We start from the raw sequence: 13,639 nt of genomic DNA on the forward strand, positions 1-13,639 counted from the left end.
TAATTCTTGGGCTGCCCATTTCTCCATTTTTTTGCTTACCTCCACCTTAATTCCTTCTTTCAAAACTATACCTATCAATCGTTTCCCCTTTTTTTAAGTTTCTTCTCTTTTTGTTAAGAAAGATCTGACTAATGGATAGCTCTTTAGAGCGGGGAGTGTCAATTAATAGTGACGTGGAGTATAAACCCATTGCTTGGTTTTACCCTGCTCAATAAGGCGAGTTTTACTCGATCCAATCAAAATTATGGTTCGCATATCCGCATCTTTAATAGTCATATCCTCTAGGAATTTCACCGTCACTGTTTCCCCTTTTCGCCCTAAATTACGCGCTAGTACCACAGGAGTTTGCGGCGAGCGCCATTGTAATAAAATCTCTTTTGCCTTCTCCAATTGCCAAGTGCGCTCTTGAGACACAGGATTATAAAATGCGATCGCTAAATCGGCTCGGGCCGCTAACTCAATGCGCTGAGAAATCACCTGCCAAGATTTGAGAATATCTGATAGGGAAATCGCGCAAAAATCATGGCCTAAAAGTGCGCCAACCCTCGCGGCCGCCGCTTGCATCGCCGAAATCCCCGGACAGACCTGAATTGCGATCGCATCCCATGCTGGTTTTGCTTTTTTTTCTAATACCTCAAACACGGCCGCGGCCATGGCATAAATTCCGGGATCTCCGGAAGAAACTAAGACAACCGATCGCCCCTTAGCCGCTAAATCTAGGGCCATTTCTGCGCGATCGAGTTCCACCCGATTATCCGATTCATGGCGGACAATTTCTGGTTTTCGCAGGGATTCTACCAAATCCAAATAGGTTTTATAACCCACCCAATCCGTGGCTTTTTCCAATACTTCTCGAACTTCCGGCGACATCCAATTTAGCGCACCAGGGCCGGTTCCGACTATGGCTAATTTACCTTGACTTTCGTGGGCAAAATCCCCTGGGGACAAACCGGATTTTTCCTTAATTTGCTGGCTTTCCTCACAGAGATAAACTAAACAGTTAGTGCTAGGTTTTGCTAAGTTTAAGTTATTTTTATCGATAATCTCAATGCTCAGTTTTGCTGCTGATGAAATCGGTAAATTACTATTTTTTAACCAGTCCGCTTCACCAATTAATTTTACTTTTTCACCCGCCAATAAATCGGCAAGAAACTTCTTAGCATCATCGGGATTAACTAACTGATAACCCAGTGGTGGCGATAATAAAGTCGTTTTAAATCTAATATCACCAGTGGTGGTAATTGCTGGGGAAATTTGCCAAACCGAGGCAATTTGACGAGCGAGATCATTAACCCCTTGTAAACCACCCAACAAAGGCACTACGGCGCTGCCATCTTCTGCGATTGCTAATACAGGCGGTTCTTGCCATTTATTAGTTAATAAAGGTGCTAAAGTGCGAATTAAAATACCCGCCGCACAAATGCCAATAATTGGCGTTCCCGTCTGGAAAAATTCTCGCACGGTTTCGCCAAAATTAGTATAGGTAAAATCAGCCGAATGGGTACGATTTATTAACCCATAAATCACTGCTTCCGGTAGGGCCATCTGCACTTGACGAGCCACGGGAATGCTGGTTTCTCCTAAAATGAGAATAGCTGGAGGTTTCATTTGGCTTCCCCCCACTGCGTTGCGATTAACTTTTGGATAAATTCTTGATGCTCTGCCGAGTTAATTCCAGCCTTTAAGCTGTCTAACACCCGTGACATATTGCCGTTGAGCATGGCTGAAATATCTAACCACAAACCCGGAAATACTAGAGAGCAAATCACCCCTTCTTGGTTGGGTAACAAAGAAATATAATCGCCATCTTGTAAACTAAACCAATCAATTTTTTGATCAAATACCTGCCAAACAAGGTATTCTTGAATGCCACTGCGTCGATAAGCACGTTTTTTATCCCCTAAATCTATGGCGGCACTACTAGCGGCAATTTCTACCACTAATTCCGGCGATCCTTCTAGGTATCCCTCTGCACTTAGGGTTGATTTTCCCCCGCTTTCTTGACTAATTAATAACACCCCATCTGGCTGTAGTTCGTTGTCGATATCCAAGCGGACTGTTGGCTCAATACCCATTTGTATTTGGGGTGTAGCAGCTTGATAAACTCCCAACCAAGTGATTAAACGTCCGTGGGGTTCAGCATGAAATTTAAACCTTAATGGGGATGCCATATACACAACTCCTTCGATAAGTTCGGCTTTTTTTAATCCTGGCATAGCTTGATAACGGCGCTCGAATTCGGGACGAATTAAGCGATCCCCATTTTCTAACGGGGGTAAATGTTGAGTGGTTACAGTCTGAGAATTTAAGGATTTAGCCAGGGAAGAAGTCATGGTGGCAGTCTTCGGGAACAAAACAGCATTGATTTTATTATAGATTGTTTCATTGGACTTCTTGAGGGATTTAATTTTTAACTGAAATTTCCCCAGAAGTCCCGCGCTTTTAGCGATGGGATGAATGGCGACCAACAGATAGACAATTACCCAAAACTATAGCATTTATCTTAGTGATGAGGTACAAAGTTTTCGTTTTGGGAAGTCGGTAGTCGATACCAAATTAGGTTACACTTCATCTAGTTATGAGAAACGCTGTAATAACTGATATAGCGCACCTAAATGAAAGGTAAACGTCCTCTTCTGGAGCCTACCCGTTCACGAATCAATTAGGCACACGATAACTGATAACCGATAACTGATAACTGATAATGTTGGTTCCCCTTACCCGTGAATCGATCGAGCAAATTGTCCCGATTATCGCCACCGGCCCCCAGTACGCTCACTATTGGGGTAAATGGTCCGATTTTCTGCGCCGTTTATTCATTTCTATCATCGCTCTCACCGCAGCTTGGTTAATCGGTAATTTATTCGGCCCCGGTGGTTTAACGATTAAACTGATTTTCGACATTATCGCTGGTTTATATTGGCTCTGGGGTCCGGTTTATTGGGCCAGTGTTCGCAATAATACCTATCGTCGTCTTCCCTACGGAGGGTTTTGGCGCGGTCGCGTTTTCGATGCTTTTGTCACCGAGGAATTAATCGGGGAAGAAGAAAGGGTCAATAAACGCGGGGAATTAGAGATTATCGAAAATCGCCAACGCTGTATTAATCTAGAAATCGGTGATCAAACTGGCTTTTCGGCGATCGTTCGCGCTCCCCTCAAACGCATTCATAAATCGATCCGTCCCGGGATGGTGGCCGAAGCTTTGTTAATGTCTCGAGAACCCGATTTAGGGGATATCAATCAGCTTTCTGATGTCCATCTTCCCCAACTCGACCAGTGGATAGGGGAATATCCCGTGCTGCGACGCGATATTTTCCAGCAAGTTAGCGGCGAATTAGGAGGGGGAAAAGAACCCCGGCCAAAACCTTCTCGTTATTCTAATAATAATGTCATCCGAAGACGCAAAACCCGTTAATTGGTCGGCGATCGCTGAAAAGACGCCGGTTTCTCGGCCATCAATGAATAATAAGTAGCTGGTTAGAGTTAAATTGAAGATAGATTTTGGGTTCGATCCCCCCTTAATCCCCCCTTATTAAGGGGGGTGTCTGAAAGTTTTTAACATCTACCTACTTAATCAATTAAATGGTCTATTTACAGATTTTATGCCATTTAATCCTTATTTTTGCCGTTTTTGAACCATCAAAAATTAATTATGCAGGAGGTTTAATATAATGTTAATTGAGCTTAGAAGGAGATAAATCGATGACGGCATCCTATGAGCAAGACTTTGGACTTTGGGCCGAACAAATGGCCGATTTATTAGCCTCTGGTCGGTTTTCCGAGTTAGATATTGAGAATTTAGTCGAAGAGATAAGGGATTTGTCGAAACGGGAGCGCGATCACTTACTTGCTAGTCTAAGATTAATTTTGCATCATTTATTAAAGTGGGACTATCAACCTCAACGGCGATCGCACAGTTGGTTGGGGACTATTCAACGAGAAAGAGCTAATATTAGGCTTTATTTGGACGATAGCCCCAGTTTAAGGCGATATTTAACCGATGAAAGCCTATTTAAACTCTATGCTGTTGCTTGTTCCGATGCCTTTAGAGAGACGGGATTAGAGTTTCCCCCCGTTTGTCCCTACGGTATTGAGGATATTTTAAATCGTTCTCTTCAATTGTCGGAATGATAGACGAAAAACGATTAAAGTTGGTAAGCTTAGATAGTATCCACAGGATCTTAAGTTTATCGCCATGATTGACTGGTTAATTGTCTGGGGGGTTACTCAAGCCGCAGGTTCGCTGGTTCGTTCAGTAATGCAAGAGTTGGCCATAGAGGGTGCAAAAGATTACGGAAAGGAATTTTTTAAAAATAGTCTAGGTAAAGTGTTACACTTACCCGAAAAAGATGTTCAAAAAGAAGCTTATGGAAAAGCAATGAAGGAGTTTTTAGAACTCTTTCAGCAACAGTTAGAAATGGCGAATCTGGAGGATGATCAAATTAAAAACTTTGAAAAACCTCTCAAGACTTTTATTAAAGATGACCAAGTTAAACCTATTTTAGGGGATGCTTTTGATATTGATTGTCAAGTTCTTGATACTTTTACGTTAGCTCAATCTTGGCAAAGACTTAATTTACCCCCGTTACCCGCTGAATTTAACTGGGAAAAACTCGGTAAATTTTATTTGAGAAAAACTCAGGAAATTATTGAAAATTCTGAAAAGCTAAGAGCCGTTTTTTTAGTTAAGTTACAGGATAAAGATAGCCGAAATATTCAAGAAATAGCAGGAGTTAAAACAGATTACAATTTAGATAACTATGGGGAAGGCTTAAAAAAGGAATATGGTCATCTTAAATTAGAATGTTTAGACACAACGACTTATGAACAAATCAAACTCTGGCGAATGTTTGTACCGCAAAATGTGAGACGATGCAAACAGTTTATTCCTCAACTTTATGAATTACCTAAAGAAGTGCTGCAGGAACTTGTAGATAGGGGAGAAATTACTCAAGCGGAGTTAGAAGCAATAGAAGCAGAACTAGAACGAAAACGACGAGAATATGTCAATGAAAAATTAGATCCTGTTTTGAATATCGTCAATTCTTCTGAATACCGAAGAACCGTAATTTTAGGTGATCCAGGGGCGGGAAAATCGAGTTTATTGCAGTATTTAGCTTTAAATTGGGCTGAAAAAGAACTCAGTCAGCGTGTTTTGTTTCCCCTTCCTCTTTTGATAGAATTGCGTATTTATGCCAGAGATAAGGATGAAAAAAAATGTCAGAATATTCTAGAATTTTTCCATCAAGGTAATCTGATTTGTCATCTCAATCAACTTGCTTTAGACGATAAACTTGAAAAAGGTCAGGCTCTTGTGCTTTTTGATGGCTTAGATGAAGTTTTTAATCCTCAATTAAGAGAGGAAATTGTCACCGATATCAAACGTTTTAGTATTGAATATCCTCAAGTGCAGATTATTGTCACTTCTCGCTGGTTAGGATATAAAGCAGAAGAATTAAATCATGCTGGTTTTGAACATTTTATGATCCAAGATTTAGATCAAAATCAGATTGAAGATTTTATCCAACGTTGGCATGATTTAGCTTTTGAAAATCGAGATGATAAACCCCAAAAACAAGAACGTTTACAAAAGGCAATTAAGGAGTCAAAAGCGATTCGAGAATTAGCAGGAAATCCTTTATTATTAACGATGATGGCTATTCTGAATCGAACTCAAGAATTACCAAGAGACCGCTCAAAACTTTATGAAAAAGCGTCAGAAGTGTTATTACATCAATGGGATTTTGAAACCAAGGAAGGATTAATTGATCCTGAACTGAAAAAATATCTTTATAATATTGATCTACGAGATAAAAGGGACATTCTGCGTTTAGTCGCAAGTGCCATACAAGCAAGGGAAAAAGGGTTAGCTGCTAATTTAATCTATAAGGAAGAATTAGAAAATATTTTGACTCAATATCTTCAAGGAACAGGAATTAACAAACGAGACGCTAATGATCTGACTGATTTAATTATCAAACAACTCCGCTATCGTAATTTTATTCTTTGTTCTTTAGGTGGCAATGCTTTCGCTTTTGTTCATCGAACTTTTTTAGAATACTTTTGTGCTTGCGAGTTTTATGAAAAATTTAAAAACCGAGGATTACCAGACGGAATTCCTCTTGAGGATTTGAAAACCAAAGTATTTGGAGAACATTATTCAGACCCTGTTTGGAAAGAAGTTTTATGTTTACTGATGGGGATGCTAAGTGCAGAATTTCCCAAAGAAGTTGCTGAAAAATTAATTAATTCTCTCATTGATATGGAGGAAAAAGATCAGGAATTTGCTCATCTTTTTTTGGCAGCAGATTGTTATGGAGAATTGCGAAATCAGTCTATTTATGTTGAACTAAGTCAGCGATTGTTAAATCAACTAGAAAAGCTTTGTGATAAAGATATGGATTATTATAAAAAATATGATCCCGAAAAATGCTGGCAACAACGAGGGAAAATCAGAGGCAAAAGTATTTCTTGTGTTGTAAAAAATTGGCAAGGTGATCCCAACGGATGGAATATGCTTCAAAAAATAGCTCAACCTGTAAACAGTTGGCCAGAACAAGCACTTATTATCGACGCATTGGTTCAAATTGCTCAACTATACCCAGTAGCATTATCTAAAATCCAAGAACTCGCTAATAAGGGTAAATCAAAAGCAATTGAAGCTTTAGTAACCCATTGGCGAGATAATCCGCAAACTTTACCCATTATTCAACAACAAGCTAATAAGGGTAAATCAGAAGCAATTGAAGCTTTAGTAACCCATTGGCGAGATAATCCGCAAACTTTACCCATTATTCAACAACAAGCTAATAAGGGTAAATGGGAAATTATTGGACTTGGGTCGGCATTAGGTGGAATAACAATTGACTCGGAAATAGGAGCAATTATCAAAACCATATTAGCTAGAAAGGATCTAGATTCTGACATTAAAGAAAAGTTTCGAGAACTTCTTGGGCGTAATAATTTCAGAGAGTTGAGAAATCCTGATCAAGATAGTCAGCACGAAAGAGGTGGCGGCGGTCATTTTTCTACTTTAAGAACTAAAATAGGCGGTCATTTTTCTACTTTAAGAACTAAAATAACTGATGCTGAAATTTTAGTAAAATCTTTACAGGATTTAGGAATAATAGTTAAACGTGAAGCAGATGTTCGTGGTTCTAGCAGTCAAAGAGTTAGAGTAGATATTGTTGCTGTGCTAGAGGGAGATTATGATCTAGGTTGGATTCGTAATACTGACGGAAGTTTTGACTTAATTGCTGATTTATGGGGAGTTGCTCAAAAACATAGTCAAACTGAATTGATTAATAGTATCAATCAAAAATATGCTGTTAATAAAACCCTTAAAGAAATTAAAGAGAGAGGTTTAAATTAGCGCAATCTCTAATCTGCTAATCTTGTAGGGTGCGTGTTTGCGGCTACTAATTCTGAGCAAAAACCAAAATTAACAATCCGCACCCCACGAAGCAAATTTATTATTAAATTGGTGCATTATGCTTTCGCACTTCACACCCTAAGAGTGGTAAGAAGTTGAAGGGTGATCGTTCTTGTCGGTGGGGTGGAGTGCGATCTCTGTCATCGAATAAGATATAATTGGGAAGGTAAAAATAGTTAAAGCATTATGAGTTACCAAAACATTATTACCATTGAACCTGGAAAACGAAGCGGAAAACCCTGCATTCGAGGAATGCGTATAACTGTGTACGATATTCTAGAATATTTAGCAGCAGGAATGACAGAAGCAGAAATTCTTGAGGATTTTTCAGAATTAACTTCCGAGGATATCAAAGCTTGTTTGGCTTTTGCTGCTGATCGAGAGAAAAAATTATTTATCACCTCTTTATGAAACTGTTATTAGATGAAAATTTGTCAGATCGGATTATTGATAAAATAATTGATTTATATTCTAATTCTCAGCACGTCAAGACTTTAGGACTGATCAATACTGATGATGCACTTATCTGGGAATTTGCCAAATTCAACGATTTTGTAATTGTCTCTAAAGATGCCGATTTTCATCAGCGCAGTCTATTATATGGTCATCCACCCAAATTTATCTATCTTCGTATTGGCAATAGTTCCACTGCAAAGATTATCGAAATTTTAAGAGGTTATTTTTTAATTATTGTTGAATTTTTTGATAGTGAAACAGAAAGTCTGTTGATATTAGGTTGAGTGCGATCGCTGATCTGGTAGGGTGTGTGTTTGCGGCTACCAATTCTGTTAAAAAACCAAAATCAATAATCCGCTCCCCACGCAGCAAATTTATTATTAAATTGGTGTGTTACGCTATCGCTAACACACCCTACTGGATTGTTTCAGTTAATTTGGTGTATTAGAAAAATGCTATAAATTCTATAATTTAAGACTTTAAGCCGAAATCTATTGCCCTATTTTAGCTGAAACAGTCCACTGCGTTTAATTTTCCAACCTATGCTTTTTAATGCTTTTAAAACTTGTTTGGCTTTCGTTGCTGACCATTGACTCATAGAGCAACAAATGATAAATTTAGGTGATTTTCTGGAAGTTCTCCCTGTTCAAGTTGATCAGCTAAGACACGCAAGGCAAGTGCTTGAACTTTAGCCATAGCTTCCTGTTGACTATTGCCATAGACTAAAACTCCCGGAAGTTCGACGATTTCAGCAATATATCGTCCATCTTCTTCTTGTTCTATGTCAATCTTATAATTCATTTGAGAATTACCTATGGGATGACCTGCTGTCTTGATTATATTAGATTTTATAGCCGCTCTTGTCGGTTGGATTGACCCAAGGAAACCCAACACACAATTAGATAGGGTTTGCCGAAAAAGCTTTTCGTGGGGTTAGGAGTCGGTCCGGATGAAAAAATTTTCACCCCCACAGATGAAAGAGGTTTCTTTCCCCACTTCCCCACTTCCCCACTTCCCCACTTCCCCACTTCCCCACTTCCCCAATCCCCCAATCCCCCACTTCCCCAATCCCCCACTTCCCCACTTCCCCACTTCCCTATCCCTTTTAAACAGGATTTAGTATTAGCCTGTATTAACATTTCTGATTGCGTTGTTAAGTTTGGCTAATAACAGCTTATTTTTAGTTCCTTGTCAAGCCCCTATTATAATTTTTTATCTCTGACCCTTAGCCCGATTTAACATTTATCTTAAAAATCTGGTTTTTTGTAGCGAACAAAACAGTTTTATTAACCATTATCTGCATCGATAGAGGCAAATCGAGGAGGACTGATAATCCTTGAAAGCCTTGTCAATACTAGCATTATTCCCTCTCAAAATTTCACTAATTCCCTAAGTTTTCCTAACCTTGATCCCCTCTAGGACACAAAAAATTAAAAACCTATCATCTTAACTTGGTTTTTAGCGCACGTCAACCCTTTATTTAAATTTTTGATTCTCTTGCCCGATAACGATATAAATTCTCGTAATGACCAACCGATTTTCCGTGATACGGTTGAACAGAAAGCAACCAAGTTAGCTCTGCAAGCACAAAGGAATGTTAGCAAGTTCCTTCAGCTTTGCACTGGGAACTTGCTAACGCACAATAAGAAAGTCTATGAATAAACAACTGATCAACAAACTACAAGCTGTAACTGCCCTTACCGTAGTGGGGACTACAGCTTCGATAATTTGTTCCCAGACAGCAGGACACAGCAACAGCCTGACGGATATTAGCGTAGAGCGTCAAACTGTTATCGAGTCCACTTCTCAAACCATTCTGTCCGCTTTTTCTAATAGTCGAACAAATGATTCAAGTATTAAGATATCACGTTCGGTTCAAGATAATGCTAACGAAATTCTAAAAACTTTGGAGTCCCTAGTGGACAAAGAAAATACCGTCCCTGCAAGCGTTACACCCCGGACCCAAGAGGCCATTCCTTCGACGATACAACCCCAATCACAACCCAATCAAGTCAAGCCGGCCCCGGCTAATGCCCCAGCTACCAATCCTGCCTCAGTGACACCAGCAGAGAAGCCGAAAACAAGCCAAGCGGTAAAAACCAGCAGTCGCCCCCGTAAAAAGGGAATGGCCTCTTGGTATGGTCCTGGTTTTCACGGTCGTCGCACCGCTAGTGGTGAGACTTTTAACTCTAGTAGTTTAACCGCCGCCCATCGCTATCTACCTTTCGGCACCAAGGTTAGGGTAACTAATCTGCGTAACGGGCGCTCGGTGGTGGTGCGAATTAACGATCGCGGTCCGTTTAGCGGTGGTCGCCTCATCGATCTCTCCAGAGGTGCGGCAGCGATTATCGGTGTCTTCCAATCGGGAGTTGCCCCAGTTGTCTTGGAAGTTTTAGGCAGATAATCAGTTATCAGTTATCAGTAAACAGTTATCAGTAATCAGTAAGCAGTGAAAAGACAGCACAGTTAATCTGCGTCTTGGAAATTTTAGTACAAATGATCGGAATTCTTCCTTATCCCTGACTTGAAAGAGGGTGTAGGGTGTGGGGTGTGGGGTGTAGGGAAGGAAACCTATTTCATCTCTGGTGGTGAAAATTTTTTCATCGGGACTGACTAAAAACTCACATCTGATCACTGGTAACTGGTAACTGGTAACTGGTAACTGGTAACTGGTAACTGGTAACTGATAACTGGTAACTGGTAACTGGTAACTGATAACTGGTAACTGGTAACTGCTATAGTGATCCTATTGGGATTTGACTGGGTTTATGTTAGAAATTAGCGATTTATCGGTTAATTATGGCGGAATAAAGGCATTACAGCAGGTTAGCTTAAGGGTAGAAACGGGGGAAATTGTCACCCTGATTGGAGCGAACGGAGCAGGAAAAACGACGACTCTAAAGACGATATCTAGGATTTTAACGGCAAAGACGGGGCGAATAATTTATCAGGGTCAAGATATTACCCATTTACCGCCCCATGAAATCGTTAAGCGGGGAATTGCCCATAGTCCGGAAGGGAGAAGAATCTTAGCGCGTCAAACAGTCTTGACAAATTTGCAGTTAGGTGCTTATACGAGAAGCGATCGCCTAGGAGTAAAAAGCGATATCGAAGAGCAGTTGCAACTATTTCCCCGACTATCGGAGCGCCGAGAGCAGTTAGCGGGAACCCTAAGCGGTGGGGAACAGCAGATGCTGGCGATCGCCAGAGCTTTAATGAGTCGTCCCAAGTTATTGTTACTAGACGAACCCAGTTTAGGACTAGCGCCGCAGATAGTGCGAGAAATCTTCAGTATTATCCGTCAATTAAACGAATCGGGAGTAACTATCCTGTTAGTGGAACAAAACGCCAATTTAGCCCTAGAAACTGCCAATCGCGGCTATGTTTTGGAAGCGGGACGCTTGACTATCGCAGGAGAAGCCGGGGATTTACTCAAGGATGAGCGCGTCAAACAAGCTTATTTAGGTTAATCGATGATGATGCGCCAACTATATATAAAAGTCTATGGTAAAGGTAGGACAAAAAATATTCACAAAATTTTACAAAGTCGCATAAAATGAACACATAACGAAATAGGTATTTTTTCTTACTGCCATGCTAACGGCTAACTTCCCCTGGCTCACTGCCATCATTTTGCTCCCCTTGCTTTCCTCCTTCCTTATCCCTGTAATCCCCGACAAAGAAGGAAAAACTATTCGTTGGTTCGCTCTTGGAGTCGGACTAGCAGACTTTGTTTTAATGTGCTACGTTTTTTTACAAAAATATGATTTAAGCAACCCCAACCTACAATTAGTGGAAAAAATCGATTGGGTTCCCCAAATAGGTTTAAGTTGGGCGGTGTCGGTGGATGGTATCTCGGCACCGTTAGTTTTATTAGCAGGATTAGTGACAACCCTTTCTATCTTGGCTGCGTGGCAAGTGGACCGCAAACCCCGTTTATTCTACTTCCTGATGCTGTTGCTCTACGCCGCTCAGATTGGTGTTTTCGTCGCCCAAGACTTATTATTATTCTTTTTAATGTGGGAAATCGAGTTAATTCCCGTTTATCTACTCGTTTCCATCTGGGGTGGTCAAAAACGTCGTTATGCCGCCACTAAATTCTTACTCTACACCGCCGCCGCTTCTATCTTCATCCTCGTTGCCGGTCTAGCCATGGCCCTTTACGGTGGTGGTGCGATGACCTTTGATATGGCGGAATTAGGATTTAAAGATTATCCCCTCGCTTTAGAATTAGTCCTTTACGCCGGTTTATTAATCGCTTTCGGGGTCAAACTCGCTATCTTCCCCCTCCATACTTGGCTCCCCGATGCTCACGGTGAAGCTTCTGCACCTGTATCGATGATTCTCGCTGGTGTTCTCCTCAAAATGGGTGGTTACGGTTTAATCCGTCTTAATATGGGGCTTCTACCCGATGCACACATCTACTTTGCCCCCATTCTAGCGATTCTCGGTGTCGTCAATATTATCTACGGTGCTTTCGCTTCCTTCGGTCAACAAAACATGAAACGCCGTCTCGCTTATTCCTCGGTTTCACACATGGGATTCGTCCTTTTAGGGATTGCTTCCTTTACCGATGTGGGTATTAGCGGTGCTATGTTACAAATGCTCTCCCACGGTTTAATTGCCGCCGTCTTATTCTTCCTTGCTGGTGTCACCTACGACCGCACCCATACTTTAGCTTTAAACGAGATGGGTGGGATTGCCCAAGCGATGCCGAAAGTCTTCGCTCTCTTTACTGCCGGCGCCATGGCTTCCCTAGCGTTACCTGGAATGAGCGGTTTTGCCAGCGAAATTACCGTATTCATCGGTGTCACTAGCAGTGACGTTTATAGCCAAACCTTCCGGGTTGTGACTGTCTTCCTCGCTTCCGTTGGTTTAATCCTCACCCCGATTTATCTACTCTCCATGCTTCGTCAAGTTTTCTACGGAGATGGTTCTTCCTGCGATATTACTAACATTCTCCCCAACAAAAGTAACGAACAGGCAGTTTGTTTCGGTACTAGCTGTGTCCTCCCTCATGAATCAGAATATATTGACGCTAAACCCAGAGAAATCTTTATCGCTGTCTCTTTCCTCGCTTTGATTGTCGCTATCGGTTTCTATCCCCAACTGGCTACCCGTATCTACGATGTGAAAACGGTGGCAGTTAACTCGGAAGTGCGTCAAGCTTACACAGAAATCGCCGCCACTCGTCAAAATATCTACGCTGAAACTCAACCGGACGTAAGCGCCAAGGTTGCCAGTGTCTTCCAATAAATTGGTAAGTCTAAAGTTAATAAGTTATCGGGAGTAGAAATTCTGCTCCTGATTTTTTTGGCGAGGAGATAATTAATTAGGGTTTGCTGAAAAAGTTTTTCGTGGGGTCAGGGTGTGGGGTGTCGGGTGTCGGGTTTTACCCATTTTGAGGGGGTCAATTACCTAATTTTCCGGGAAAAAGTCCAGGAATTTTCCCCCCGCGCACTCCAATGGCTGGCACTTTTTGATGGGAAAAAAGTCTAAAAGTCTTATCGAACAAGGTTTTTATATTTATTCAGCAAACCCTACATAGGGTTTGCTGAATAAAGCTAAAAACCTTACAGGAAAAGGCTTTTAGCTAGATTGAGAGTCGCTTAGGTGCCCCTGAATCTGCTAAAATTACTCAAAACCCTTGCATCTTCTCTCCTTAGTACCAATGTATCGCAAGATTGAGCAACTGCCAACCTCACCAGAAAACTTCGAGTTTCCCTCGGAGGGGAAATTATCCCCAGACAA

The 13,639-nt window shown here is 41.1% G+C and carries 11 protein-coding genes and 1 pseudogene; 9 read left to right on the top strand and 3 right to left on the bottom strand.

Annotated features, from left to right (window positions below; genetic code table 11):
* Window positions 1–162: 162 nt before the first annotated feature.
* Both cobJ and IM479_RS19520 read right to left on the bottom strand, forming a co-directional pair.
* Window positions 163–1,608, bottom strand: a complete 1,446-nt coding sequence (gene cobJ / locus IM479_RS19515; protein WP_287686546.1) for a precorrin-3B C(17)-methyltransferase — start codon at window positions 1,606–1,608, stop codon at window positions 163–165.
* Window positions 1,605–2,333: a Uma2 family endonuclease gene (locus IM479_RS19520; protein WP_287686548.1), complete on the bottom strand. Its 729-nt coding sequence runs from the start codon at window positions 2,331–2,333 to the stop codon at window positions 1,605–1,607. The genes cobJ and IM479_RS19520 overlap by 4 nt, the downstream gene beginning before the upstream one ends.
* Before the next feature lie 371 nt (window positions 2,334–2,704).
* Between IM479_RS19520 and IM479_RS19525 the strand changes: the two genes are divergently transcribed.
* The 6 genes and pseudogenes from IM479_RS19525 (at window position 2,705) to IM479_RS19550 (ending at window position 8,172) form a co-directional block, all read left to right on the top strand.
* Window positions 2,705–3,415 (top strand): DUF8619 family protein, encoded by a 711-nt coding sequence (locus IM479_RS19525; protein ID WP_287078644.1) that lies wholly within the window; start codon window positions 2,705–2,707, stop codon window positions 3,413–3,415.
* Window positions 3,416–3,702: 287 nt separating this feature from the next.
* Window positions 3,703–4,131: a DUF29 domain-containing protein gene (locus IM479_RS19530; protein WP_287686550.1), complete on the top strand. Its 429-nt coding sequence runs from the start codon at window positions 3,703–3,705 to the stop codon at window positions 4,129–4,131.
* 127 nt (window positions 4,132–4,258) lie between these two features.
* A pseudogene (locus IM479_RS23130) lies at window positions 4,259–6,016 on the top strand (NACHT domain-containing protein); the annotation flags it as partial.
* A 1,029-nt stretch (window positions 6,017–7,045) separates the two neighbouring features.
* Complete coding sequence (locus tag IM479_RS19540) at window positions 7,046–7,372, top strand: DUF1257 domain-containing protein (RefSeq protein WP_287686556.1); 327 nt, start codon at window positions 7,046–7,048, stop codon at window positions 7,370–7,372.
* Window positions 7,373–7,618: 246 nt separating this feature from the next.
* Window positions 7,619–7,843, top strand: a complete 225-nt coding sequence (locus tag IM479_RS19545) for a DUF433 domain-containing protein (RefSeq protein ID WP_002745983.1) — start codon at window positions 7,619–7,621, stop codon at window positions 7,841–7,843.
* A complete protein-coding gene (locus IM479_RS19550; protein WP_159294510.1) occupies window positions 7,840–8,172 on the top strand; it encodes a DUF5615 family PIN-like protein in 333 nt (110 codons plus the stop codon). The genes IM479_RS19545 and IM479_RS19550 overlap by 4 nt, the downstream gene beginning before the upstream one ends.
* A 310-nt stretch (window positions 8,173–8,482) precedes the next feature.
* On the opposite strand, the gene IM479_RS19555 is transcribed toward IM479_RS19550, so the two are convergent.
* Entirely contained in the window at window positions 8,483–8,689 is a 207-nt protein-coding gene (locus IM479_RS19555; RefSeq protein WP_286826933.1) for a type II toxin-antitoxin system HicB family antitoxin, read from the bottom strand.
* An 853-nt stretch (window positions 8,690–9,542) separates the two neighbouring features.
* Between IM479_RS19555 and IM479_RS19560 the strand changes: the two genes are divergently transcribed.
* The 3 genes from IM479_RS19560 (at window position 9,543) to IM479_RS19570 (ending at window position 13,144) form a co-directional block, all read left to right on the top strand.
* A complete protein-coding gene (locus tag IM479_RS19560) occupies window positions 9,543–10,292 on the top strand; it encodes a septal ring lytic transglycosylase RlpA family protein (RefSeq protein ID WP_286826932.1) in 750 nt (249 codons plus the stop codon).
* A 364-nt stretch (window positions 10,293–10,656) separates the two neighbouring features.
* On the top strand, window positions 10,657–11,358 hold the full coding sequence (locus IM479_RS19565; RefSeq protein WP_287686552.1) for an ABC transporter ATP-binding protein: 702 nt from the start codon (window positions 10,657–10,659) through the stop codon (window positions 11,356–11,358).
* 124 nt (window positions 11,359–11,482) lie between these two features.
* Window positions 11,483–13,144 (top strand): NAD(P)H-quinone oxidoreductase subunit 4, encoded by a 1,662-nt coding sequence (locus IM479_RS19570; protein WP_287686554.1) that lies wholly within the window; start codon window positions 11,483–11,485, stop codon window positions 13,142–13,144.
* The last annotated feature ends 495 nt before the right edge of the window (window positions 13,145–13,639 follow it).

Source organism: Microcystis sp. M165S2 (assembly GCF_020245885.1).
Taxonomy (GTDB): Bacteria; Cyanobacteriota; Cyanobacteriia; order Cyanobacteriales; family Microcystaceae; genus Microcystis.